We start from the raw sequence: 23,498 nt of genomic DNA, 5'->3' as shown, positions 1-23,498 counted from the left end.
GGGATGTAGAAGAAGCCGGTGCCGAAAGCGTCGCAAACGCGAACGTATTCGAGGGGCTCAGGCTCAGCAGCGACGATTGCGTCAGCGGCCTGTGCGCCGGATACTGCTGCGAGAGCTGCAGCGGAGCCGATGAGAAGGCTCTTGATGTTCATGGTTGACCTCCAGTCAAACGCTTAATCTTCTAAGCAGCGGGTGGGAAAGCACTAATGAATGCGTGCCGCTTATGAGGATGATTAGAGCCAAAACCGGGCGGACAGGCAATCGCAATCATGACGAAAGGAAGACAGTAAGGTGTCCTTAGTTTTTCATTGTTGCGAAATAGCTACAACTCTAACTGTCCCAGCGCCACTTCTTAATGAAGTGTTAATTTATCATTCATTTCATGTACTTACTATGAGCGGCGAAACTCTTTCGTGAGCCATATCCGCCCAATCAACAAAATTCCGGCGCAGTCAGGCCATGGGAGGTTGCCCAAAAAGCCATTTGTGACGTGATAGAATCGGGCAGATTCAACACTCGGAAATTGCTTATCATCCCGCTTGCATGCACCGCACCCGAGAAACGGCACTAAACGAATCAGCTGTCATCGACGTCGTCCAAATCCAGTCAGAGCCAGGTGCGGTCGAAACCGCGCAGTCAACATGCCCGTCCTGGGTGGAATCGAAAAAACAAAAAAGCCCGGCTCGAGAGCCGGGCTTTCCATCACTGACAATGTCAGATCAGATTAGAACGAACGCTGAAGGCGAACGAAACCAGAAACCTGGTCGTCACGGTTGTCGATGTCGGTGTAGTTAACAGCGATCTTCGTGGAGAGGCCCTGCGTGATTTTGTAATCGAGCGTCAGACCGGCCTTCCAGCCGTCGTCGTTCGAGAAGTCATCCCAGGAAACCAGGCCGTAGTTGCCGTAGTACTGAACGCCGGGGGTGATCGTCAGCTTGTCGGTTGCCTTGATGGCGTATTCCGCAGCAACTGCCCACTCGGAGACGTTGTAGTAAGCGTTTGCGCCGGAAGCCCAAACACCAGCCAGGCCAAGCGTGCCCGGACCAACGTCAGCCGTTGCGATCAGGCGTACAGAGCCGTTTTCGCGGTCGGTGTCGTAGCCGCCGATGAGCTGGAAGGAAGCAGCGCCGAGCTTTGCGCCAACGCCGAGAGCAATACCAACGTTGTTGTCAGCTTCGTTGAAGCCCTGAACGTTGATGCCTTCGAGTTCGTCAACCGAAGCGCCTGCCCAGAAGGAACCAGCGTCGTAGGTGTAACGAATGGAGTTGAACAGAGCGTTGGAAGACAGCTCGTCCGTTTCGCCAGAAAGGCCATCGTCCCACCAGCTGTAGAACTTACCGACCTTCAGGCCGCCGAGTTCGATGAAAGCCTGGTCAACGAATACGCTGGAACCGGAAGCAGTGCCGTTGTCAGCATTGCCGCGGAAGCCGATGAAGCCACGCAGAGCACCGAGTTCGGTGTCGGTGCGGGTGTCAACTTCGAACTGGGCGCGCGTGAACGAGTTCCAGTCAGACGTACCCTTCTTGTCACGACCGAAGTCGGTCTGGAAACGGACGTAGCCCTGGAACTTCAGGCAGGTTTCGGTGCCGGGGATGTAGAAGAAGCCGGTGCCGAAAGCGTCGCAAACGCGAACGTATTCGAGGGGCTCAGGCTCAGCAGCGACGATAGCGTCAGCAGCCTGGGCGCCGGATACTGCTGCGAGAGCCGCAGCGGAGCCGATCAGAAGGCTCTTGATGTTCATGGTTGACCTCCAGTCAAAGTTTTTAAAAGGGTCTGGGTTCTTTCGCTGAAGGACAGCATTCCCTGCCCCATTCCCGTGTTCTTAGAAGCCAAACGATCCACCGCCTCGCTTCTGGTCGTGAAAATACAAAAGGTTTCGCCGCTTGCAATCGCGAACATCCGATAAATAGCATTTACGTATATGCTTCATTTCGGTTTGTTGCGGAAACAACACACAGCGCCACACCGACCGGTGGGGGCTTTTACAATGCGTTAAGAATTTCCTTGAAAATCCGTTAGTTAGCGCGGTTAACAAGGTCTTTCTAAATCACCGGCCTTTTCGGTGATGTGTTGCTCTGCCGGCGGCATGTTGGGGAAATTTTTGCTTTGATCTATCGTGACACATGACACCACGCAGATGCGCCTGTCAGGAAATGACGGAAAAAGCCCTTCGTCCGACGACTGATTCACCTGACAACGATTCGAGAAGCGGAAGATGTCGCTTAATTGGCAAACTGATTTGCTCTCGGCGCGGTCTGCACCTTGTTGACTCGGGCGCTTTCCCTTTGCGCTTCCGTCCTGGCGATCTCGCTGTTGCGGCGGCCCGAAGGGGGCCGCGATGCCAGCCGGATTGACGGACTGGCCTAGCCTCGGAAATCAACGTGGAGATTGACCGGCCCTTTGCGCTCAGAACGAGCCGGTCGGAACACTTAGTCAGATGCCGTCCACCGCCGCATCGAGCGAATGTCGATCGATGCGCTCTTCAAGCGCGACCACAATGGCGTGCAGGAACTCCCGGCGGCGAGGCTCGGCGGCTGTCGCCAGCGTCATTGTCAGTCGACCGCGGATCTTGTTCATGAAACCCACGTGATCAAAGCGGTCGGCAGCGATATTTACTTCGACCTCATCCATGTAGTGGGACAGATGCGATTCCAGTTCAAGATTCGCGTCCATCTGGTACCGAGTGGCCATCTGCTCTGCAAGCGTGCCCATCTGCACGTAGGGGCCGTATTCGTCGATCATCAAATCTCCTTCGCATGCCTGAAAAACCTAGATAGGTGCTCTTTGTCAAAGAACGAGATGTATCCGGGGTCATCCGTACAAAACACTGGGATCAAATTTCTAAAATATGCGTGATCGATCAGCAGGCCCCACCCTAGACGACCCGAGGCCCATCAACGCGCGTTCGCCTGAACGACAGCGAAAGTCGAAGCGTGGGCCGCAACTTCGAGGCGGCCTGCAACGCGCAGACAAATGAACAACAAACCAGTCAGCCTGATTTGTCCAACAATATAAGTCCTGGGAAAATTTGATGGCGGAGAGGATGGGATTCGAACCCACGATACGCTTTTGACGTATACTCCCTTAGCAGGGGAGCGCCTTCGACCACTCGGCCACCTCTCCGGTAAGCGCCTGATACGGGCAAACCACTACCGGATCAAGGGCTTTATGTGATTTTTCAGAAAATATTCGAACAAGGCCATTTGCTGATCATTGCAGGTAAAAGCGGAACGATTCGGGTACGGGTTGGCACATGCGACACAAATTCGGCACACGAGAATCACGAAACGTTCTCATTGCCTCGTTGACTCCCTCCCCGCCTATACCATAATCAGCCCCAGCGCTGGGCGGCGCGCATCAAGACATCGAGGGGAAACGAAACTCTGTCACAGGAGGGAAAGCCCGTGCGCACCGGAACCTTTGGGTATCTCTACATTCGAGCGTATTCGATAACGGCCTATTGCACGCCGTGTGAGCGCCGCATTGAGGTGGACCTGTCGAAGATCAATCCGAACGAGAGTTATTTGAACAGGCGCTTCGTCTGTGATCAATGTGGACGACCGGGAGATTCGAAGCTCAGCCCGCCCCATACCGATATGAGCAGGCCATATGAAAACCCAGAGGTGATTGCCGAGATGGATCGACGCAAGGCCGAGCTTAAGGAGAAGTATGGTTATGAGTGACGAGACGAAGGCCGGAGACGGCATCCATGAAAACCACTGGTGCGAGCATCCTAACTGTAAGCAGTGGGGCGGCTTTGGTTATTCCAGATCAAAGGCTGAGAAGTCATCCTGGCATTGCTGGGAGCATTATCCGCAGCGGGATATGTTTAAGGCCTCCTAGCGACCTCTCGCTGGATGCGAAGCTCTTCGCGAATCCGGTCCATCTCGATAGCCATGTTTGAAAATGACCGGCCCGAGTCCTTCATCGTATCGATCATTTCATGAACCGCCTCGGTATGCGCCTCAAGCGCGCGTGTGGCGTTATTCAGGGCTGTAGGGTCAACGATAACTGCAGCAACCTGCGCGGCCGCCGGTGACGTGGCAGGAGCCGTTTTAGCACCTTGCCAAAGCCCGAGATACCGAACCCCGAAGATTATTGCGAGAGTTGCACCAAAGGTGATGAGAGCGGGCGTCGGCAGATTAGCCAGCTGTTCCATTCCTGATTTCCCCTTGGTCGCGAGCGGCGCGGTTTATATTGACGAGCTCGCCAAAAGCAAAAAGCGGATAAATGGCGATCCACGTGCTCACGACACCTGAGGATGCGAAGCAGTATGTTATGCCTGTCCAGATGATGCAGCCTACCCCGGCTGAGAACTGTCGGATTTGGGGCGTTATCTTTTCCTTGGAGCCATTGATGACCAGACCAATGATGCGCAAGCATCCGACGATCGCCATCAGCCAGCCGAGGATCGATTCCGATGGGAAAAGCTGCCGGAAGGTCTGGAACTGCGGCAGGTTGAATGTCTGCGTGGGCAGTAGGAGAACCCAGCCGAACCCGATCATGTGCAACGCCATGAACCACTCCATCATGCGTGGCCCGAAACGGTGCTTGATCCGGATCCACATTCCGACGCCGCTATAACCGCGAGTACTCATTTGCGGCACCCATTGTCCGCAGCACACTGCCTGTTATTGGAGTATATAGCTGGCCCTGCGGTGACATCTTGAGAAGCCATTCTCGCTGCCTGCGGATTACTGAATCGCACGAACTGATATCCGCTACCGTTCGTCGCAGGCGCTGTCTGGCAAGCCGCTATCGCGCATGAAAACAAGGCAACGATGGCGATCCGACATGTTGCGGAAAGAGGCATTGTTCTTCTCCAGTTGATTGATGCGATCGAGCGCTTCCTTGGCAGCCTCAATCTGGGTTTGTGAGCGACCTTCGCGCTTTCCCAGCCAGTAGGAGCCAGAAGCCAACAGAACGGCGCAGAGGAGGCCGCCTGCGGCGATCTTGAGCCAGTTGGGGATGAGAGCCCAGATCATGCCTGTTCCACCGTCTGCTTGCTCTTCCACCAGCCGTAGATGCCCCAGATCGTAAGACCGAGGCCAATTGCGCCAGAGGCGGCAAGCATCCCATTCGCGATGGTGTTCGCCAGATCCGAGTTCATACCGGTAACATATGTCGCGAGTTCCGCAATCTGGTCACGAGCGGCAGTCACCAGCGCGAGCGGGCCGAAGTTCCGAGCCGCGTTCTTGACCTCTGGCACCTGAGCGATTCCAAGATTGCCAGGCTTCTCATCCGGCGACACCTGAAACTCTTTCAACTTGCGCATGGTCTGTGGACCGGCCACCCCGTCGGCAGTCAGCCCATTCTCATCCTGAAACCTGCGAAGCGTGCGATCCGTCGCAGGGCCGAAATCACCATCGGCCGTAACCGGATAGCCGGCGCGAGTGAGCAGCACCTGGATTTCACGCACCCCCGCCCCTTTAGAACCGAGCCGCAACATTCCAGCGGCGCCAGATGGTGCCGGTTCCTTCATGGCGTACCGCTCATAGGCTGCGGCCATCTTCGTGTCGTAGGTGTTCTTCTTGTAGGCAGGGCCGTTATAGCCGCGGGCGAACCCGGCCCAATCCTTGCGATTGAGAGCGCCGAGAAGGTTGTTGACGTTGATGAACCGAACCATCAAGTCGACTTGCCCTTCCACGCCGCTTCGCGCAGCCTCGAAGAGGTCAATGACCGATGGATAGCCCAGCGCCTTCCAGTGACTCCCCATGACCTGCCCAACGCCGAACGACGTGCTTTCAAGGGCTGCCTGCTTATCGATCGTCATCGCTCGCCCAAGAAGCTGCCAACGGGCTTTTTGGGAGGATGGGTTCTTCACACCGCCAACCGTTGGAGATGCAAGCCCGAGACGCCGAGCTTCATCACGACGCGACGCCGTCACCAACCTGTCGAAGTAATGGCCTTCGAAGCGGATGATCGGCATTTCCTTGCCGTCTATATCAGCGAACACGACGCCATTACTCTCGACCTCGACAACAGCCTTCAGCGCCGCCGGGTCAATACCGTGCACGCTCGCAACTCGCTCAATCGAGCGCGCGACATCAGCCTTCAACATGAGGCTTCTCCTGATTGTGGGTTATGGGTGCCGGATTACGCTACCGGCCAAGCGATGGGCGCGATCTCGCCAAGGAACTGTTCGACGGTTGGCTGCTGGCGCTGACCGGCTTGTACCTTGGCCAACTCGCCGTAAGCGTAGGACCAGACGTTATCCCGCCATGCGACGAAGGCCTGAGCCTCAGCAGCCCATTTGGGTTTTGTCGACCCGATATAAGACGCCAGCGTCACACCATCGCGGAACTGCTTCTCGCGAGCCGTGCTATCGACAAGATTCTGGATGGCGTTCTCGTAGTCGGTAATGGTGGGGGAAGGCTCTGGCGGCGCAGGTGGTTCTATCTCAACAATTCCGCCATTTTCCCATCTTCGCAGGCTAGGGTTCTCCAAAAAGTCTTTCCACTGCGCCTCAGATATCTCGATCGAGCCAGCCGGGATCGTATCGCCGTGGATCTCTTCGGTGTAAAAGCCGATAGGGAAACCCTCGTCATCAAATTTTGCGAAAACCATTTTTACCACCCTACTGCTAGCCAACGAATTGGCGCGTTTCCTTGCCCTGCAACACCTCCGCCGTTGGTGATATTTCTCGCCCTAATGTCGAAGCCATTTTTATCGACGTTTGATGTGCTTGCCCCAATGAACCTGTCCGTTGCCCCGCCATAATCAAACGTATTGACAGGTAGGGCGACAAAGCAGTCGTTGGCGAAAGCGATTGGGAACAGCTGGCGGTAATCAGATAGGGAATTGACAGAAGTTCCCCATTTTAACTCGAGCCCGCTTGGTAACTTTGCAGAACCGGCTGCTGAGCTACCAGAAAATGTCGCGCCCATGGTTGCGAACATCGCCGCGCCGCTGGCATCATCAAGTATTGTGGCAGCAAAAGCGGAGAGGATTTGCTGCTTTAGAAGTTTGCCGGTCGTTCCATTAAAGGCAGCAAGATATCCGTCCGTCGAGCCAGCAGGCCCAACGACATCACCCGTCCCCGTACCATCCGTCCCTTTGCGCGCCAGCAGTCGCCAATAGGCATTGCTTTCTGTCGGCAGAACTGGAGGAGCATTTCCTGTCGTTGCCTGCAGTGCGATCCACGTCGAGCCGTTGTTGAGAACGATGTCGTTCGCCTCATAGGAAGTAGCGCCGCTGTATGTGCCGCGGTCCACCACGCCGGGCGTGCCAGAACGAGCGAACAAGAGCCACTGCGTGTTCTCGGTCGTCGGAAGCGTCGGCGGCGCATTGCCAGTTGTGCCGGTCTTAGCAAACCACGTCGATCCGCCGTACTGGACGATGTCTCGCAAAACATACGCTGTTCCAGCGCTATAATTTCCACGCCACGTGACGCCAGCAGGACCGGCAGGACCGGTAATGTAAGACGGTGCGCTCCAGTCACCCGACGTTGCCGAATTCTTGAAATAGAGCGCAGACCGGCCATCTCCGATATCGATGACCAGCACAGCGAAACCAGCGGCGGCGCCATTATAAGCCGCCCTGCCCGCCAGGTTTGCCACAAACGCATCGTATTCGACGCCTTGGACCAGCGCTGCTTTGTTGATCGTGCTAAAGACGCCGGGACCGATACCGATCAGGAGGTCATCAGTACCAACAGAAGTTTCAGCGATGCTGGAAAGATTGCCGCCACTAAGGCTCAGCATAAGCCGCCGCATCGTCTCGACAGCCACGATCGTGGGGTTAGTCAACTCAATCTTGTAAGGCGCGTCCGTCTGAGCAGGACCGGGCCAATCATCGGCAAGCAACAGCTCCGTGTCGCTGATGATCTGCTCGATCACGATCGGGCGCCCGACGTGAATGCCGTACTTATCACCGGCCTTGATCGGCGTCAGGCCAGCAACTGCCGTCAGCCAGCCGGTATCCGTGCCCGTGACAGTGCGTGAGCCGACAGCGACGGTTGCCGTACCATCGCCGTACCATGTGGTGTTAGCCATTACTCGGATGCTCCTTCGGTAGCGTCACCTTCGCCTTGCGCCAGGCGCAGATCGGCCTCAAGGCCGTTTATCTTGTCGAGAAGGATCTGGTTTTCCTGCTTCTGCATCGCGAGGTGCTGGGATAGGAGGAGCGTGCGGTTCTTCAGGAAAGCTTCGCGAACTTCCGCCTCTTGCAGACCGACCAAAGCGTCAATCTGCATCTGATTTCCAGTTGCCATAGTCTTTACCCTCAGAAACTCACTTGATTTCGAGAACCTTGAAAAAGGTGTTTGTAGTTTGGGCGGATGCGTCTCCAGCGCTGACCTTGGCGATCTGGAGTGCAAAAGTTGTCGATGTGCGAGAGTTCGTCACCTTGTAGGCCCCAACTGCCGATATGCTGCTGCCACCAAATCCGGCGCCAGAGCCAGCGAAAACGCGAGATGTCGGGAAGACAACGGAACTGTCATTTGCGCAGATGAGGCGATAGGCGACGCCGTCGCCGCCCCTTTGAACGGCTCTGGCGACTGCGCAAACATCGAGCACGGGCTGATTGGAACCATGAGTAATTGTGAACGTCGCAACGGTGGTGAGCGTGGTAGTTGATACGGTGCCGTCAGAGCCAGACCCCGACGAGTACCCCACAACCACGCCCTGCGCGATGTTCGACGTGCCGACGATCAGGTTGCCGATATAGGCGCTGGAAATATCCACGTTGCCGAGGACACCCGACAGCGCCGAAAGCTGGTTGACCCTGACCTCATCGAGATAAAGCACACCCGATTGAAAAACGAATGGCCGCTTTATGGTGGCGTCGTCATCGCTCACCATAACGACCTGACCGGCCTTCATGATGATGCGCGTCGGGTTCGCGGGGTTCGATGGAACATCCATGAGGAACGACGATGACCGGAATTCACCATCATCGACGGCGGCCTGAATGCCGTACGTCGCCTCATAGCCGGCCGATGTTGCAACAGCCGCCCACGCGATGTTGATCGAGGCAGAGTTTCCTCCGAGTGCCGCAGTGAGGTTTTCCACTCGACCCGCTACTGCCTGTGTCTCGCTTACCGCAAGCTGCAAATCCTGAGTGAAGGATGCTCGCGCAGCGCCAAGCTCCACGGACAGCTCTGTGGCTACTTTGCGCGTGTCTTTATAGGCAACCGTCGACAGTTCCATCATGCCCGCAATAAGGCCGTCAATGGCATCCTGTGCGGTTCTGGTGCTGTTGCGCAGCCAGCCGAGAGCATCTTCAATATTCGACAGGTCGACCTCTGCGAACACCGTCTGATTGCCGGTAACGTTGGCCGATGTGACCCAAGGCGTGAAGGTCTTGAACCGGTCAGGAACGGTACGGATGGTAGCTCGCGCGTTGTAAAACACACCCGAGATCACATCCTTCGACGTCTGATATTCTACGCGCCCAAACTCATTCACAGTCTCAGGGTCTTTGCAGACATCGGTATAGATCGTCGTCTGGCCGCTGATCCGAAACTCAAGGATCACTTCGACAATCGACGGGTCTTGCGGCGGGTCCCAGGAGAACCGGAGAACTGGCGTCTGGAATCCTTCTGCACCCTCAATCATCCCGGTTTCAACCGCGAAGTCTTGTACGGTCGTCAGGATCGAAGGATTGATCGGCGGCGTCGGCGGAATGACCACCGGGCCGGGATCAATGCCGCCATCGTCGTAGATGTCCGCGCTAGTCTCAGAAAGCCGCAACGTGATGTTGAAGCTCTCGTCACACAGCCACTCGGAGATCATCCATGTCCGGCCATTCCAGACGATCCACTCGCCTTCCTGAACCTTCAGGCCAACGCGGAGGCTGACAGGCAAAGCAGCCGTGCCGCCCATGCGGTTCTGGCGGTACCGGATCGTCAGGAGGTATTGGGCGATATCCGGGTCCGTGACCTGAAGGAAATCGTTGCTGGTCTGCCGGTTGCGGCCATCCGCTGCCACGTCAGCATTCGAATAGACCGGCTTTAGGCTCTGCGGGTTCCAATTATCATCGATCGAAAGGAACTGACCGGAGAGATGGTTATACCGTTCGAAAGCAGACTTCTTGAACTGGTACTCGCTATCCCGACCGATATCGAGATCGTCTTTGGTGATTTCGAGAACCGGGATTTGCGGTGCGCCAGCAATCACGCCAGAGAGGCCACGACGGTTCAGGCCGTAGCCTGCCATCGCGTCCTCAAACTCTTTCAGCACTTCTGTGTGGTCGTCGGCGCCATTGACCCACAGGCCACACTCATAGGTCGGCTTTCCGGCCTTGATGGTGTCACACACGTTCATGGCGACGAAATAGGTCGATAGGTCCAACTGGCCGAGAGACTTACCCTCACCTATCAGCGTGCGTCCCGAGTTCAGCGCCCGAAGACCGAGCTGATAGTTCAGGCGGTGTACAGCCGGGTTGCGTGTGAACACCCACGTTGCAGGATCGTTGATGCGCTGCGGGCCAGAGCCGCCGGCAACCGTCGAATCCTTGCGTGGGTCATACTCTCGCAGACCACGCATGACGAATTCGAACTCGGGCTTGCCCTTCTCGAAAAGCGCACTGTCATAAAGGCGCTCGACCACGACATAGCAGAGGCCCGCATTGACGCTTGTGCTTTTCCAGACGTTGCCGACGACAACTGTGTCCGCGACCAACTTTGCGTCCACGGGCTGGCCGGGTCTGCCATCGTAGAAGCGGATCGATATCTTGTCGCTGAATCCGTCGACGTGATAGTGAGCGGCTTCACCGCCGACGTTGCCGACCTGGATCAGCGCGCGGCGTTCGCCATAGACGAAGCAATAGTTTTCGAGGCCATCACACCAGCCATTGGCGAGCAGGAACACTTCGCCGTTGAACTTATTCCCCTGCCCCCACTTTGCATAATAAGTGCGCTGGCCTTTGGTCTTGCCGTGGCCGAAGAGCGCCTGAACGTCAATATCGCCGCCATACTGCGTCTCACCCTGCACAGCCGTATAGGTGCGCTTCTTGGGCCGCTTGAGATAGCTGAACGCGAGGCTGGTGCCGAAGGCAAGAGCGCCGCCGATCAGTGTGGCGGCAAGCGTAGAGCCGGCAAAAAGCGCTCCGGCAATTGCCGTTCCGATGGCGGTAAAAATCATTGCTGGTTATCCGATGTGAAAGGCGGCTATGACTTCCCCGAGGCCGTAATCCTGCCGGCCGTCCGGTGTTTTTGTGACGAAGCGTGTTCCGATGCAGATGCCGATATGCTCCGCGCCATCAGCAAGGCGGAGAATGACGAGATCACCCAGCCTTGCCTCTGCGGCGCCCTTAGAGGGCTGATCCAGTTCTGCCTCAAAGAATGTCACGAGAGACTTGTGTTTGCGCTTCCTGAGCGCTCTCTGGGCGCCTGCGAGCGTCTTGTAGCTGCCGAGATACTTCTTGACCGTCTCGGCGCCCGTGAGAGCGTCAATCATCGCACAACCCATGAAGAAGCAATCGGCTGTGCCATAGGCATACGGCTTCGCAAGCTCCGCGTTGAGCGTAGCTTCAACTATGCGGAAACGGTTCATGTGGTCAGCCTTGCCTCTGGCCCCATTCCTCAGGAATGCTGGCGTTGGTGGCCACATATTCGAGGCCGGTGTCTGTCGGGCTATTGTCGAATTGCTGTTCTGCGATGGAGCGCTTAACGCCCGTAGAGCCGCGCGCCGAGCGACCGGGCGGCTGCAGGTCGATCTCCATTGTCAGCGTGCGCTCAGAGCCGGATACAGCGCCCTTGTTGTAGCGTACCTGATCGATCTCGTAGATAGATGATGCGAGGATGCCCAATACCTCGCTCGTGTTCGGCACGCCGCAGAGATGGGCAACGATGACGGGCGAGTTCTGGTAGTCGAACTCCTCGATCTTCGCGATTGCATCATCAGGGTCTGTGACCGGGATATTCGAGAACGTGATCGTGCGGGTGGTCACCGCGGTTCCGACAGCCGACGTCATGCTGCCGATGTCCAAGAACCGATTCGGCAGATACACGAGGCCGTTATACGTATAGGACCGGCCGCCGCGATGATAACCGACTGTCTTGCCGGGGAGATCGAAGCGGATCAGGTCGAGACGAGCAATGCGGCCATTATCGATCTGGGCGGCAACAACGGGGTCAAGGCTCATGATACGAAAACCTCAGTTGCGGTGAACGATGGCTCGCGGTTATCCCAAGACTTGGCACCAGAGTAGCTGTCCGGGTCGATCTGCATCGTGCATGACGGCTTTTCGAAGTGGACCGTCGCGCTTGATGTGAAATGATCCCGGTCGACAGGGAACCGAACTTCAAGAGTGACAAACCCACCGCTCGTTGCTGTTGCCGGTAGCCTGACACGATGAAGAGAGCGCAGAAGGGGAGCCATGCGCAGTTCCACGTAATCACCAGGCGACAAAATGAAGCCTGCTGGAAGCCCGCCGACGTTCAACTGTGTGGTGCCGGTGATCGCCTGAAGGTAGGCGTCACCATTGAAAGCGCCGCCGGCCGCCTTGGTGCCGGAAAGCGGAGACCCGGTGTCCATAGCGATCGGGCGCGGGCGAAAGACGTCATAACCGAGGAACGTCTCCCCGTCGTCTCCCGCCTGCATCATGAAGGCATCCATCAGGCCGAACTTGGCCTTGTCCAGCCAAGTGGCCTGATAGGTTGCTTTCCAGTACGGAGTGCCGAAGGACTGAGATTCCGTCCGTCGGCCTTCCATACGATTGATGCTGCGCGGTTGCACCGGATCGAAGGTGCATTCCCTCCAGCCGACCGCGGGAAGCGAAAGAGAATCAGCCATTCTGCGCCTGCCCGTTCTGCTGGAGGTTCTGCTTGTTTTTCTCGTTCTGCTGCACGATCTTCACAGTCTGATTTTGAGCTTGCTGCATGATCTGGCCGACCAGTTCAGGCGAAAGCTGGATCATGACGACTGTCTGCCCATTGGCCGGAACATTGCTGTTCGCCGGCATAGACGTGGGCGCAGCGCCGACATACCCGCCGACCGCATACCCCTTGGCACTGCGATGCATTGCCTCAAGGTTGCCAACGCCGATCCGGTCGGTAGCCTTTTTGGAGAAGACGTACTCGCCGCCATGCACGACACCCGCCACGGCCTTGGCCGAAGCGTTGCCAGTGTACCCGCCATCGGCATAAAGGCCGCCCGGAGCGGATGGGAACGCCCCTTTTCCGCCGCCAAACAAGCCTCCGAACAGACCTGAGAGGAAACCGCCGCCGCCAGACGAGGAACCGGCATTTGACACCTTGAACACAGCGTCCAGAACGTCGTTCAGCAACTTGTCGGTGATACGATCCAGCACATTGAGGGCTGCATTGCTGAACGATTCCCAGAAGGACTCGCCATTCTTCAGCCCGTCGCGCAGATCGTTGATAAAACCGGCCGTCGTGTTCTTCACGAAGTTGACCGCTTCCGTGGCCTTCTTCGTCGCCTCGGTGAGCTTGTTCTGCTCGACAACGGCCTGAGCGTAGCTTTCGGCCTGTGCGCTGATCTGAGCCGTCAATTCCGGCGTGATGCTTTTTTTGTCTTTCTCGGCGGCGAGCAACAGATCCGTTTCCACCTTTGCCTTTGCGACAGCGAACCCGAAATCACTGACAAGCGGGTTGAGTGTTGACTGCGCGGCTGTCTGAGCCTGCAATGCGCGGGTCTGCTCCGTGATCGACGCTGTGGCGGTGTCATAGCCGCTTTGCTTGGCCGTCTTGGTTCTCCCGCCACCTCCAACCTTTGGCAAGCCCTCCAATTCGATAAGGGGTCGCCTTGAAGGCGTCGGAGGATCCGCTGGTGCGAAATCCTCCCCTGAGAAAATCTTGCCACCTTCAGAGAACAGCGGCGATAGCTGCCCAAGAGTTGGCATGACCGACGCCTCAGCACGAAATCCCGCCGCGGACTGAGTTGCAGCGTCAATTTGTGGAGCAAGCTGACCGAAAGCGGCCGCCAGCGCCATAACGGCTGGAGTTCCGTACTGGTCAACGGCAATGTTTACTGCGTTCTGGGCTTCTCGGAGATCATCAGTGCTGGCCTTGTTATCCATGATCTTGGATTGAAGGTCAGTGAAGGTCTTTGTCAGTTGCTGAACGACGCTATTCGTCTCGTCGCCATAGCCTCGAAGACTGCGAACCGCGGCCGTATACTGCTCATTGATTGCCGAAAGCGAATCCTGAATGGGCAAATATTGCGCCTGTGCGGCGCCTTCAGTGGCCGTGAGAAGCTCTTTCAGTTTCGCGGCCCGTTCCATTTCGTCGGCATAGGCCTTCATTCTGGGCGCCGCGTCACCCCAATCATTGGCCACTTTTTGAATAAGGGCGCTCTGTTCGGCCAGCGTCATGTTCGCCTCGGACCCGCGAGAAAACCATTCCGAGAAGTAGGAAATCGCCGCCGTTCCGAGCAAGACGAAACCTGTCGTAATGAGGCCAAGCGGGCTTATAAACCCGACAAGAGTGGCCTTCAGTGCGCCCATCACGCCGTTAAGCTGGCCGCCATACATCGTCACCTGTGGCAACTGCTGCGCCAAAAGCATGAACGGAGACTGGCCCATGGCCATCATCGTCGCGATGTCTTGGAACTGGAAAGCCAGGTTTTGCACCTGCTGTCGAGCAACGCCCGCAGACTGTCCAAGCGCCTTGACGCCTGACGTACCGACAGACCCGGCGCGTTGCGCTGCCAATGAAGCAGCGGCCAAAGCCTTGGCGGCCGCGTTAGAAGTTTTCTCGACTGTACCCATTGCGGATGCCATCGCGGCAATCTCTACCGAAGAAAACTTCCCTGTTGAATCGGAAAGGCCGGAAGCTGCCCGTTCGGCCACTCTTGCGGCATTGGTGAACTGCGCAAACTCATTTTTGGCAGACTTCAGATCCTTGGTATCAACCGAAATCCCGAGCGCGGCTACGTCCATCTCTTTACCTTTCGGGGGATCAATGCATATCGTCTCGGCAACCTAGAAGGGAGCCAAGATGGATGGGTGGTTAAAATTCTTGATTGCTGCGGCGTGTGTCGTCGTCATTACCGGCGGCGGTTACTACGCATGGAGCGAGTACCAGACAAAAAAGGATCGTGAGGAAGCTTCCATTCGGTATTTCTGCCGGACTATGGTGCGCGACTTAGGGCGAAACGATACGAAGGATTACAAAGGCGGCCAGATCGCAACCTGTATCAATGGTGGCTATGTGACGGAGATGGACTTCCAATCCGTCAATGCTATCAAGTATGTCGATCCGGTCAGAAGCCTGATAAAGCCGAAAGATCAGCAGAAATAAGAAAGGCGGCTTGCGCCGCCTAACTCCTACGCCCTTGCATCGTAAACGAGGCGGGGTCGCCCGATGGCATCAAGTGCGTCTGCCATCTTCCGACACATTGAAGCCGACGATCTCACCTTAGCAAGAACCTCTTCGCCGTGGTCGTAGTCAACATCGCTGACGACTAGCAAGGCTAAGGCAAGAACACGGTTCATTTCCTCAAGCTCTTTCACCAGTTGCTCGGCCTCATGGTCGGCATTGGTGAGCTTGTCCAGAAACGTCCGCCGCTCCTCAACACGGTTCTCAATATCCGTCAGAATTTCGTTCCGCTTCGAAATGTCAGACCGGACTTTGTCCAGATCCTTTTTCGCCGCGTCGAGTTCCTTTTGGCGCTTCTGCACCTCTTCGTCGGCAAGCTTTGCAGCCTGCGCCAGGGCCTTGGCAGTCGCCGCTTCTTCCGCCTTCTTTTCAGCTTCGGAAAGGCGCGTCTGAGCATCCTTCAATCCAGACTTGGCCTTCTCTGCTTCTTCCTTGGCCATTTTGAGGTCGGCCTCGATCTTGTCTCGGGCTTCCTGCTTAGCCTTCTCGACAAGAGCGGACTGCCCTTCCAGCAGCGTCTCAGCCTGCTTCTTGAAGCGTTCAGCTTCACCGGCCGAGTTTTCGGCCCGTTTACTGGCTTCTTCCAGTTCGCGCTTGAGGCGTTTAACCTCTTCGACCGATACCGTTTCACCAGCCTCCGCTTTCTGTTCGATCATATCTCTGACGGTCTCAGGAGTAGAAGGCGCAGCTAGTTCATAAAGAACAGTTGGCGTCAAATTCGACACAATGTCGAATTTGCTGCCGTACGATGCCGCAACTTGCATAAACCTTGCTGCGGTTCGATCTGTCATCCCAAATTCAGAACTTATCCAAGGTAGGAAGCTCCCATGCGGGAGCCTCCCTTTCACTTCGATGAGATCAAGACCGATGGCGATGATGTCTTCCGCCGTCCGCTTCATCCTGACCCGAATGCGTTCCGCAGCAGAACGAACCTCCAGAGCCACTGAAGAGGTCAAGCCAGCGTAATCAAACAGGTCTGTTTCTTTTGCCGCCTGCTTCTGGTCCGGGTGCGCAACAGTCGTCGCTTTGCCGTACTCGATCATTTTTCACCCCCTTTGAAGAGGTTGCCGCCCAGGCGACGGTGAGACGATGCGATCTGCGCGCACTCGGTGCGGATCATCGACTTGATCTGCTTGCGGGTCGCATTCTCTTCAATGCCAGCGTTGATGATAACGGCGGCAGCGCTTTCTGCCATCTGCAAAAAACGTAATTCCAGCAAGTCAAACGTATCTCGGGGCTTTTCCCCGATTTCCAATGCTTCCCGCTGTTTTTTGTTGAGGCCGAACGCTGCGTATACAGTTTTCGTCATATTGACGTAGGCGAGATTTGGCAGCGAACTGCCCTCACCTTCTCTGTCAACGTATTCGATGAAGCGCTTGATTGCGTCCGTAAAATTCAATCGGTCGGCTTTCCCAGCTTCCCGAATCGCAACCTCATGGCGGCTGCGAATGGACGATATTTGACGAGTGGAGTCATTGACTCCCTGAATGACAGTGGTCATTGCTTCTTTACCTTCTACGCTTGCCGAAAGCGCGGTTGGGATTTGTGGGCAGCACGCTTTTTGGTTTGGCGACCGCGTGCTGCCCGTTTACTTCGGTAGGCAACCGAAACAAGGTTTGCATCTTGGTTTATAAGAACCAGAAAATGCAACAGTAGTGGGCGCTATCCACGTTCTATTTTCGTTCTATACAGCATGATCCACAAGCAACGGCCTATTTTGGGCTTGGTTTGTTCGCTATTTCGGTCGGTTTAGACCCGCTGCACTTCCATCTCTTTGCATTGGCAGACTCGACTCCCGATTGCATCCGTGCTCCTTTTCTAGCGCCAAGCTAAAGGAGTAACGCATGGACCTTCAGACATTTATCAATGCCAACGGTCAGGCCACTGCCGTCATTTTGCGCAGACTGGTTGAAGCAGTTGAGAAAGAAAAAGGGATAGAGGGGAAGGAATGGCTAGCGGCGTTCCGCAAAAGCTGTGTTTCGGACCTGCAAACCGCTAAGACGTCGGACGGATCGGCGCGAGACCCAGACGTCGTAGCAACAGCCGTTTCAATCGTTGAAATGGTGACGCATCGCGAGTGACGATTTTGACTTCCTCGATCATGAGGATGCCGTTTTCGAAATAGAACGGTTTCATATCCATCTCCTAAAACAGTTGAGGCGGCCGAAGCCGCCTCTTTTGTTGACCAGCGTTGACTGGGCTTGACGCACCTAGCCGCAACTCGCCGCACGATGCGGCACCTTGCCATGCCTGCCGGCGGACCCGGCGTAAGGATTAAATCCTAACCCGCCGCCCTCGCCTTCCGCTGTACTTCCATCTCTTCGGCCAGAGCGTTTCGATATCCATCATCCATGCGGATCAGGACACCTACTTCCTCACGTAGAAGCAGCTCCCCGGTGATGCGAGACCATGCATCGATCTCTGGATAGCTAATCGCCTGCGGACCATTGGCGCCGTGCTGGCGTCTGGCGTGCAATTGCCAGTACCAAGCCCAGATATGCTCTATCTCCTCGCGGATTTCCGGCTCGTCGGGGTTCTCGTCGGCCTTATCGAAGCGCTCGTTGAACTCCCGACGGGTCAGGATGACTTTCGTCTTCGGCCCGTCGTTGAGTTCATATCCGGGGGTCTCCCACTTTGCGATCTGGGAGACAGCGGCGACTAGCTCGTCGCCGGCTGCTCGAAAAAAGCGGCTTCGTTCCCCAGAGCGAGATCGATCTGCTTTGCCAGCGCAGGCACTTGCAGAAGCTTGCGCTTGTTGGCGGCGTTGCAGGCAGGCTTCTTGTCACCGGCCAGGTTGGCGTCACCGGTGAACTCCCAGCCGACGATAGCAGCCGACAGGATCGCGACGGTGTTGTCGTCAATCCTCTCGGCGGTGACATTGTTGCGTCCGCCCCTGAGCGCCTTGTTCTTGAGCGTGCGTTCAACCGTCTTCACCTCGTCGCTTTCGAGGCTCTGCAGTTCGACCTTGACGCCGAGCGGCGCATCCGTGCCGGGGTGCTTCAGGTCGACCGTGATGGTGTTCGGGGTGAGTTTCAGAAGGTCCATTTGTCACCTTATGGCGTGTTGACGGGGGCGATGAAGAGCGGGCGCTGATCCGTGAAGGCGACAGTGTACGCTTCCCGCACGAAATCATCCGTGCCGCCACCGAGAAGCTGCGGGCCTGTTACCGGACCGGCCGCATACATGATCGTATTCGACCAGTCTTCGGACGGCGCGTCGGCATACTCGACCTTGACCGCATAATAGAATTTGGTCAGCGCGGCGGCGCGGATAGCGATCTGGCCGGGATCATCGAAGATGCGCGCGACTTCGATCGACAGTTCGCCGGCGTCTTCCACGCCCTTGGCCTTGGAGCGAACGTCGGTGTCGAGCGTGTCGTAGTTGACGATGTTCGGCGCCGAGCCATAGTCACCCAGATTGCCAACCGATTTGATCTCGGTGAACGTGAGCGCGCCGAATGCTGCGGCATTGAGCGGGAGCGTAACCGGGGCGGTGCTGATCGACACCTTCGTGCCTGCCAGCGTGGTTTTGATGCCTGCCATGGGGATATCCTTTCCTATGCGAAGGCGTGGTATCGGACCGTCACAGGCACCTGCACACGGTCGGTTTCTTGGAGTGGTGAGGCGGCGTAAGGCTTGCGATCAATGATGATCTTGAGCCCGCCGGCGTAAATCGTGGTGCCCTTGGCGAAGTGGGCGATGACCTTGTCTGCGGCTTCCAGTGGCTTAATGTGGCCGGCGCCTTTCTTCCAGAAAACAGAGACCTGAAACACGCCGCGGTGCTGCTCTTGCCCTGCACCGACCTCGCTGTTGGTCGTCTGGTTGGGCATGAAGAACGCAGCGAGGTAATTGTCTGGCTTGGTCTGCCCTGCTGCTGGGAAATCGACGCCAGGCATCGCGATCTGGAGCGCGGGCGAGAACGAGAGCGTTTTAAGATGCTCGATCAGCGCAGCAAGGATTGTTGCGTCCGTTCCCGTCGCCATGTATTCAACCTCTATGTCCGAAAAGTCACCGCTCAGCGATAACGATGTCTACGACCGCCTGCACGATGCGATACAGGCGCTTGGTGACAACACATGTCTGACGCCGCTGGGAACGGCCACCATGGCGGCGGCGCTGTCTGCGCTTGTCAATTTGCAAGGATGCCTGCTGATCGCTGCCGAGCGCGGAGACCCGAACAATCGGGCCATTATTGACCCGAGCGCGCTATAGCTTCCTTCGTTGCTTCCTGAACCGCTTCGTTCCATCTGGCGGCCGCAGCGCGCGTCCAGCCTCTCGGTGGCTGATTGTATGACCGCCCGAGCGAATCCGTGCCATTGAAGCCGTATTCCAGCCTGCGGGCGTAAACCATCGTGTAGGCCGATACGATGCGGTCACCGGCAACAGCGCCTGCAAGCGCCACCTTCATGTAAGCGTCGGTGTATGGCCCCATGCCGTCTTCGTCGGTCTTGTCTGCCTTCGGCGGATCCTGATTGACCAGAACCACCAGAGACGCGCGCAGGAAGCCATCCCGAACCGGAACGCTCTCCTGCATGTAGCCGATGACCTTCTGGGTTGAGAGACGGAAGACCGCATTAAGCCGCTTCTCTGTCTGCTGCACCCATGCATCAACCTGCGCACCGAACCGGGCTTGACCGAAAGACGCCCTTCCAGATCGTGTGGTGGCCGTTACGCCGCGTGCCATCAGTCCAGATCCGCCAAGAAGTCGATTGCAAACTCCATCCAACACCGGCAGCACGCGCATTCCTCTACGCCACCTTCAGGGTCGCCGGGATGAGCCATGAAGCGGCCTCGCGCCGTCTGGAACTTCTCATAGAAGGCAACACGCGTATTGTTCAGCAGTCGGTGCGTGAAACGTGTCCGCTCATCCATGAAGGCATGCCATATCTTCACCACCACGGATGCCGATACCCGGCCCTCTGCGATGGCTTGCCCCATCGAGGACATCTGCCCCTTGTTGAAAGCCGTCATCGTCTCGGTGCGGGCGATGGTCTCGCCGCGAAGAAGCAGTAGCCGGTCAGCATAGCGCCCCGTCATCCGGTCAACAGATGCTTGGTCCAGCTTCTTACCGGTCTTGATTGCTTCCAGAATGGTCCGGTCGAAGCGCTTATCACGGCGCTCCATTGTCAGAACCTTCTTCAGTTCGTCCTTATCGCCCGAGAGAAGCCGCTGGCGCATGTTCTCGACATATTGCGACTGTGGGCCAGAGAGACCAATTATCCCGCCCTCACGACGTCCTGTGACCTTGCTGAGCCTGCCGACTACGTTGAGTGCGGTCTGTCGCGGTGCCCTGCCCTGTGCAATCCCATCTGCGAGTGCGTCACGGATTGCCTGGCGCTGGTCTTCGGTGATCCGGGTGACGAGTGTCGAGCTATACTGCCGAAGCTCCTGTTCTGCCGTCGGGTGACGGATATCAAAGCGAAAGGTCGTGGTAGCTGCTTCAGGCGCTTTCGGCACCTTCTTGGCTGCTTGGTTGCCTCCGCTCTCGAAAACCTCTTCTGTGGCCTTCTGTAGCGGTCTGTAGGCGGCAGGGTCGATATTCAAGGCCCTCATGGCCCCATCGATGTCGTGCTGCTCCAGCCGCTCCACAATCCGGTTCAGTTCGATGTTCGATTTCAGGCTGTCGATGCTCTCGAAGAAGGCCTTCTGAACCGTCGGCTCAAGATCGTCCAGCAGCTTTCGGATTTGCTGCTTGGCTGTTGGTTTGCGTGCCATCAATCACCCGATTATCCAGCCACCAGCGGCCCAGCCAAGCCTTGCAGCGAATGCAATGAGAAAACCGATGATCACGCCGCGCACGAGAATGCGGGCTGCGATCGATGGCGGCACGTTGTCGTTCATCGCCGGCCCTGCGCTTCCCAGAACACCACGATACCAGCAGGCGACAGCGGTTTGAGGTTTTCAATGGCGTATTCCTCGCCAGCGGCAATGATCTTGTCGCTCTTCTCAAGCGTGATCGTCAGGCCAGCCGTCGAGATGTAAATCAGTTTATCGGTATTCTTGATCAGCGTGCCGTCCACATCCTTGTCGCTGTATTCCAGCGTGACCAGTTGGCAGGCGTAGTCTGTATCGGTGATCACAGGGTCATAGTCTGGCCCTGACGTGGTTGAGCGGCGGATGGCACCGGAAGTGCCGAACTCTGCGATCAGTTCCTCGGCAACCGCCTGCATCTCGGTATAGTCGAATGTCGCCATGATCAAACTACCAGAACGCCGGGGACAACCGGTCGCATAAATTGCCAGAGAAGGTTTTCGATGGTGACGACGACAGGGGTTGCAAGCGCTACGAGTTCGTCAATGCTGGTCGCGCTGGATGTCGAGTATTCGATTTCCAACTGACCTACCTTCTTGCGCTTCGCCATGGCTGATCCGGTAACAACTGGGCTCAATATCCCCGGCTTTCCGAACTCAAGCCAAGCAGCTTCGAATGATGCGTTGGCAACCGCTACCGGCACAACGCCATTCGGAATTGCTTGTCCATAATAGGTGGTGGCCCCATCTCGGCCCCATGCATGCTCTTGCTCAAAGCCGCCGGAGCGAACCCCGCTGAAATGAGGTTCATACCGATCAATGACCGACGCGCCCCGGTTCCATGCCGACGTGACTTTTGCAGCGTCCGCGTCTGGTGCCAGAGAATAGCCTTGGCCTTCCCAATATGCCTTCATAGCATCGACAGTGAGGTAGCCAGCCATTGGTCAATCCTGTTCTGTATGGTAGAAATGACGAACCCGCCGAACGTTGGAGCGCTCAAAGCGGGTTCTAACCAAGCCCAACCTTTGGAGAGGTCAAGATGGCTAGTTCACGTTTATGCTCGATTCCCGAATGCAGCAACCCGCATCAAGCCCGTGGCTTTTGCGATCAGCATTATCGTCGCCTATTGAAGAATGGCGACCCTACGATTGCGCGGCGCCCATTTATCAAAGCTCCTTGCGCCGCCCCCGGCTGCACCAAAGATGCAGAGTGCAAGGGGTATTGCAAAAGCCACTATTACCGCTGGCAACACCATGGCGACCCTTTAGGCGGCAAGGCCGCGCAGGGGGAAGCGCTCAGATGGCTAGAGGCGCATGTGGGACACGAAGGTGATGAATGCCTTATATGGCCCTACCGAGAACGACAGAACGGCTATGGCGAGGTTGTTCTTCCAGATAGGCGGATAGCCGCCAACCGTCTTATGTGCACCATGGCCCACGGCGAGCCTCCCGATCCGTCTTACGATTCCGCCCACTCTTGTGGGAATGGCAAGAACGGCTGCGTTCACCCTAAGCACCTACGCTGGGCGACCAGAGGCGAAAACGAAATGGACAAAGTGGCCCACGGCCGGTCCAACAGAGGCGACCGGCACGGTATGTCAAAGCTCGCTACGGAAGACGTCCTGCGCATTCGGTCGCTCAAGGGCATCCGAACACAACATGAGATTGCCGAGGAGTATGGCATAGTCAGGCAGACCGTATCCTCCATTCACCGTGGCACGCTTTGGGGCTGGCTATAAACCGATCGATAAACAGCGAACCTCGCTGACGGGCGGCGGTCTTCTGCGGCTCGGTCGTGCCGTCCGGGAAAACATAGCCTGCAGCCTCAGCGTAAGCCGTGAAACCCTCGTTGCTGCCGTAGCCAGCCATCAGACCAGAACCTCAAGGTTCGTCGCAGTCGTACCGGTGGCATGCACACGGTTTACGGCAACCAGAATGGTCTCGCCGGCGTCGATATAGGTGTTACGCACGACATTGGTATTGGTGCTGAACCGGAGCGTGCCCGCGACACCGTCAGGGCGACAACGGATCGCGCGGCCGGGTTCAGCCAGATCGGTGCTGTCATTCGGGGTAACCGGGACAAGATCGGAGGCGACGTTCAAGCCTCGATTGAAGGGGTTCGTTGCCATGTCGATCTCCGTTGAAATGAAAGCCCCGGCCGTTTCCAGCCGAGGCGATGTCGTCAGGATGCCAGCTTGGCGTCGATCAGCTCTTTCAGCTTTTCGGACTTGATATTGGGAGCATACTGCAGGCCAAGCTCGTCGGCCTGCTTCTTAAGTTCGTCGCGATCAAGCTTATCGCCGGCGTCGGCCGCCTCACCTTCGAACTCGAACCAGCCAGTGCCTTTGGACACCTTCAGTTCAACCTCGTTGAGGTCGATCTCGACGCTTTCACCTGGCTCAACCAGAATCGGGCCATTCGTGGAATTGAGACCGCGCGGCCCCTTGGAGATGTTCGTCGCTTTCAT

Annotated in this window: 32 protein-coding genes, 1 tRNA gene and 1 pseudogene; 4 read left to right on the top strand and 30 right to left on the bottom strand. The window is 56.9% G+C overall.

What is annotated here, in order from left to right; translation table 11 throughout:
* The 4 genes from AKG12_RS29150 to AKG12_RS03760 form a co-directional block, all read right to left on the bottom strand.
* On the bottom strand, positions 1–152 hold a 152-nt coding region (locus AKG12_RS29150), incomplete at its 3' end, for a porin (RefSeq protein WP_197283295.1).
* 572 nt (positions 153–724) lie between these two features.
* A complete protein-coding gene (locus AKG12_RS03770) occupies positions 725–1,741 on the bottom strand; it encodes a porin (protein ID WP_046798746.1) in 1,017 nt (338 codons plus the stop codon).
* Positions 1,742–2,433: 692 nt separating this feature from the next.
* Positions 2,434–2,742: a hypothetical protein gene (locus tag AKG12_RS03765; protein WP_052817814.1), complete on the bottom strand. Its 309-nt coding sequence runs from the start codon at positions 2,740–2,742 to the stop codon at positions 2,434–2,436.
* Positions 2,743–3,032: 290 nt separating this feature from the next.
* Positions 3,033–3,123, bottom strand: a tRNA-Ser gene (locus tag AKG12_RS03760).
* A gap of 281 nt (positions 3,124–3,404) precedes the next feature.
* Between AKG12_RS03760 and AKG12_RS03755 the strand changes: the two genes are divergently transcribed.
* Positions 3,405–3,683: a hypothetical protein gene (locus tag AKG12_RS03755; RefSeq protein ID WP_052817813.1), complete on the top strand. Its 279-nt coding sequence runs from the start codon at positions 3,405–3,407 to the stop codon at positions 3,681–3,683.
* Positions 3,684–3,829: 146 nt separating this feature from the next.
* Here the strand turns inward: AKG12_RS03755 and AKG12_RS03750 are convergent, their stop codons facing one another.
* From AKG12_RS03750 to AKG12_RS03695, 12 genes are all read right to left on the bottom strand, one after another.
* The gene (locus AKG12_RS03750) at positions 3,830–4,159 is read right to left on the bottom strand and encodes a hypothetical protein (protein ID WP_052817811.1); all 330 of its coding nucleotides are present in this window, start codon (positions 4,157–4,159) and stop codon (positions 3,830–3,832) included.
* Positions 4,143–4,598: a hypothetical protein gene (locus tag AKG12_RS03745; protein ID WP_156316028.1), complete on the bottom strand. Its 456-nt coding sequence runs from the start codon at positions 4,596–4,598 to the stop codon at positions 4,143–4,145. Before AKG12_RS03745 ends, AKG12_RS03750 begins: the two co-directional genes overlap by 17 nt.
* A gap of 123 nt (positions 4,599–4,721) precedes the next feature.
* The gene (locus AKG12_RS03740) at positions 4,722–4,985 is read right to left on the bottom strand and encodes a hypothetical protein (RefSeq protein WP_156316027.1); all 264 of its coding nucleotides are present in this window, start codon (positions 4,983–4,985) and stop codon (positions 4,722–4,724) included.
* A complete protein-coding gene (locus tag AKG12_RS30650) occupies positions 4,982–6,061 on the bottom strand; it encodes an N-acetylmuramidase domain-containing protein (RefSeq protein WP_082178674.1) in 1,080 nt (359 codons plus the stop codon). The genes AKG12_RS03740 and AKG12_RS30650 overlap by 4 nt, the downstream gene beginning before the upstream one ends.
* 35 nt (positions 6,062–6,096) lie before the next feature.
* The gene (locus AKG12_RS30965) at positions 6,097–6,567 is read right to left on the bottom strand and encodes a hypothetical protein (RefSeq protein ID WP_285277719.1); all 471 of its coding nucleotides are present in this window, start codon (positions 6,565–6,567) and stop codon (positions 6,097–6,099) included.
* Positions 6,568–6,569: 2 nt separating this feature from the next.
* Positions 6,570–7,994 carry a gp53-like domain-containing protein gene (locus AKG12_RS03725; protein ID WP_285277718.1) on the bottom strand — a complete coding sequence of 475 codons (1,425 nt, stop codon included), beginning with the start codon at positions 7,992–7,994 and terminating at the stop codon, positions 6,570–6,572.
* Entirely contained in the window at positions 7,994–8,212 is a 219-nt protein-coding gene (locus AKG12_RS03720; protein WP_052817808.1) for a hypothetical protein, read from the bottom strand. Before AKG12_RS03720 ends, AKG12_RS03725 begins: the two co-directional genes overlap by 1 nt.
* Before the next feature lie 19 nt (positions 8,213–8,231).
* Positions 8,232–11,084: a phage tail tip fiber protein gene (locus tag AKG12_RS03715; protein WP_052817806.1), complete on the bottom strand. Its 2,853-nt coding sequence runs from the start codon at positions 11,082–11,084 to the stop codon at positions 8,232–8,234.
* A gap of 6 nt (positions 11,085–11,090) precedes the next feature.
* Complete coding sequence (locus AKG12_RS03710; protein WP_052817804.1) at positions 11,091–11,495, bottom strand: DUF6950 family protein; 405 nt, start codon at positions 11,493–11,495, stop codon at positions 11,091–11,093.
* A gap of 4 nt (positions 11,496–11,499) precedes the next feature.
* Positions 11,500–12,087 carry a hypothetical protein gene (locus tag AKG12_RS03705; protein ID WP_052817803.1) on the bottom strand — a complete coding sequence of 196 codons (588 nt, stop codon included), beginning with the start codon at positions 12,085–12,087 and terminating at the stop codon, positions 11,500–11,502.
* Positions 12,084–12,737, bottom strand: a complete 654-nt coding sequence (locus AKG12_RS03700; protein WP_052817801.1) for a hypothetical protein — start codon at positions 12,735–12,737, stop codon at positions 12,084–12,086. Before AKG12_RS03700 ends, AKG12_RS03705 begins: the two co-directional genes overlap by 4 nt.
* Complete coding sequence (locus AKG12_RS03695; protein WP_052817799.1) at positions 12,730–14,844, bottom strand: phage tail length tape measure family protein; 2,115 nt, start codon at positions 14,842–14,844, stop codon at positions 12,730–12,732. Before AKG12_RS03695 ends, AKG12_RS03700 begins: the two co-directional genes overlap by 8 nt.
* A gap of 58 nt (positions 14,845–14,902) precedes the next feature.
* Between AKG12_RS03695 and AKG12_RS03690 the strand changes: the two genes are divergently transcribed.
* On the top strand, positions 14,903–15,205 hold the full coding sequence (locus tag AKG12_RS03690; RefSeq protein ID WP_052817798.1) for a hypothetical protein: 303 nt from the start codon (positions 14,903–14,905) through the stop codon (positions 15,203–15,205).
* 26 nt (positions 15,206–15,231) lie between these two features.
* On the opposite strand, the gene AKG12_RS03685 is transcribed toward AKG12_RS03690, so the two are convergent.
* Positions 15,232–16,326, bottom strand: coding sequence for a DUF3102 domain-containing protein (locus tag AKG12_RS03685; protein WP_052817797.1), 1,095 nt, complete (start codon positions 16,324–16,326; stop codon positions 15,232–15,234).
* Positions 16,323–16,784 carry a hypothetical protein gene (locus AKG12_RS03680; RefSeq protein ID WP_156316026.1) on the bottom strand — a complete coding sequence of 154 codons (462 nt, stop codon included), beginning with the start codon at positions 16,782–16,784 and terminating at the stop codon, positions 16,323–16,325. The genes AKG12_RS03685 and AKG12_RS03680 overlap by 4 nt, the downstream gene beginning before the upstream one ends.
* A gap of 343 nt (positions 16,785–17,127) precedes the next feature.
* Here AKG12_RS03680 and AKG12_RS03675 point away from each other — a divergent pair, with 343 nt between their 5' ends.
* Positions 17,128–17,364 carry a hypothetical protein gene (locus AKG12_RS03675; protein ID WP_052817793.1) on the top strand — a complete coding sequence of 79 codons (237 nt, stop codon included), beginning with the start codon at positions 17,128–17,130 and terminating at the stop codon, positions 17,362–17,364.
* Positions 17,365–17,564: 200 nt separating this feature from the next.
* Here AKG12_RS03675 and AKG12_RS31380 read toward each other — a convergent pair whose 3' ends face one another.
* The 4 genes from AKG12_RS31380 to AKG12_RS03655 form a co-directional block, all read right to left on the bottom strand.
* The gene (locus AKG12_RS31380; protein ID WP_502688804.1) at positions 17,565–17,864 is read right to left on the bottom strand and encodes a phage tail assembly chaperone; all 300 of its coding nucleotides are present in this window, start codon (positions 17,862–17,864) and stop codon (positions 17,565–17,567) included.
* 77 nt (positions 17,865–17,941) lie between these two features.
* Complete coding sequence (locus AKG12_RS03665) at positions 17,942–18,328, bottom strand: hypothetical protein (protein ID WP_052817789.1); 387 nt, start codon at positions 18,326–18,328, stop codon at positions 17,942–17,944.
* Positions 18,329–18,336: 8 nt separating this feature from the next.
* Positions 18,337–18,825, bottom strand: coding sequence for a hypothetical protein (locus tag AKG12_RS03660; protein ID WP_052817787.1), 489 nt, complete (start codon positions 18,823–18,825; stop codon positions 18,337–18,339).
* A 14-nt stretch (positions 18,826–18,839) separates the two neighbouring features.
* Positions 18,840–19,265 (bottom strand): phage tail terminator-like protein, encoded by a 426-nt coding sequence (locus AKG12_RS03655; protein ID WP_052817784.1) that lies wholly within the window; start codon positions 19,263–19,265, stop codon positions 18,840–18,842.
* A 13-nt stretch (positions 19,266–19,278) separates the two neighbouring features.
* Here AKG12_RS03655 and AKG12_RS03650 point away from each other — a divergent pair, with 13 nt between their 5' ends.
* Positions 19,279–19,494, top strand: a complete 216-nt coding sequence (locus tag AKG12_RS03650; RefSeq protein ID WP_062653829.1) for a hypothetical protein — start codon at positions 19,279–19,281, stop codon at positions 19,492–19,494.
* Here the strand turns inward: AKG12_RS03650 and AKG12_RS03645 are convergent.
* The 8 genes and pseudogenes from AKG12_RS03645 to AKG12_RS03615 all read right to left on the bottom strand — a co-directional run bounded on the left by AKG12_RS03645 (position 19,472) and on the right by AKG12_RS03615 (position 23,498).
* Positions 19,472–19,966 carry a hypothetical protein gene (locus AKG12_RS03645; protein ID WP_052817782.1) on the bottom strand — a complete coding sequence of 165 codons (495 nt, stop codon included), beginning with the start codon at positions 19,964–19,966 and terminating at the stop codon, positions 19,472–19,474. The genes AKG12_RS03650 and AKG12_RS03645 overlap by 23 nt on opposite strands.
* Positions 19,966–20,997: a phage minor head protein gene (locus AKG12_RS03640; RefSeq protein WP_052817920.1), complete on the bottom strand. Its 1,032-nt coding sequence runs from the start codon at positions 20,995–20,997 to the stop codon at positions 19,966–19,968. Before AKG12_RS03640 ends, AKG12_RS03645 begins: the two co-directional genes overlap by 1 nt.
* Before the next feature lie 3 nt (positions 20,998–21,000).
* Positions 21,001–21,123, bottom strand: a complete 123-nt coding sequence (locus AKG12_RS30960) for a hypothetical protein (RefSeq protein WP_285277717.1) — start codon at positions 21,121–21,123, stop codon at positions 21,001–21,003.
* A complete protein-coding gene (locus AKG12_RS03635; protein ID WP_052817781.1) occupies positions 21,120–21,476 on the bottom strand; it encodes a hypothetical protein in 357 nt (118 codons plus the stop codon). The genes AKG12_RS30960 and AKG12_RS03635 overlap by 4 nt, the downstream gene beginning before the upstream one ends.
* A 2-nt stretch (positions 21,477–21,478) precedes the next feature.
* Positions 21,479–21,973, bottom strand: coding sequence for a DnaT-like ssDNA-binding protein (locus tag AKG12_RS03630; RefSeq protein ID WP_052817780.1), 495 nt, complete (start codon positions 21,971–21,973; stop codon positions 21,479–21,481).
* A 795-nt stretch (positions 21,974–22,768) separates the two neighbouring features.
* Positions 22,769–22,900: pseudogene (locus AKG12_RS31375) on the bottom strand (DnaT-like ssDNA-binding protein); the annotation flags it as partial.
* A complete protein-coding gene (locus AKG12_RS03620) occupies positions 22,900–23,160 on the bottom strand; it encodes a spike base protein, RCAP_Rcc01079 family (protein WP_052817776.1) in 261 nt (86 codons plus the stop codon). The gene AKG12_RS03620 and the pseudogene AKG12_RS31375, both read right to left, overlap by 1 nt.
* Positions 23,161–23,213: 53 nt before the next feature.
* Positions 23,214–23,498: a hypothetical protein gene (locus AKG12_RS03615; protein WP_052817775.1), complete on the bottom strand. Its 285-nt coding sequence runs from the start codon at positions 23,496–23,498 to the stop codon at positions 23,214–23,216.

Origin of the sequence: Agrobacterium sp. SUL3, from assembly GCF_001263295.1 — a bacterium.
Classification (GTDB): domain Bacteria; phylum Pseudomonadota; class Alphaproteobacteria; order Rhizobiales; family Rhizobiaceae; genus Agrobacterium; species Agrobacterium tomkonis.
Note: the sequence above shows the minus strand (reverse complement) of the source record. Positions and strands in the feature narration are given on the sequence as shown.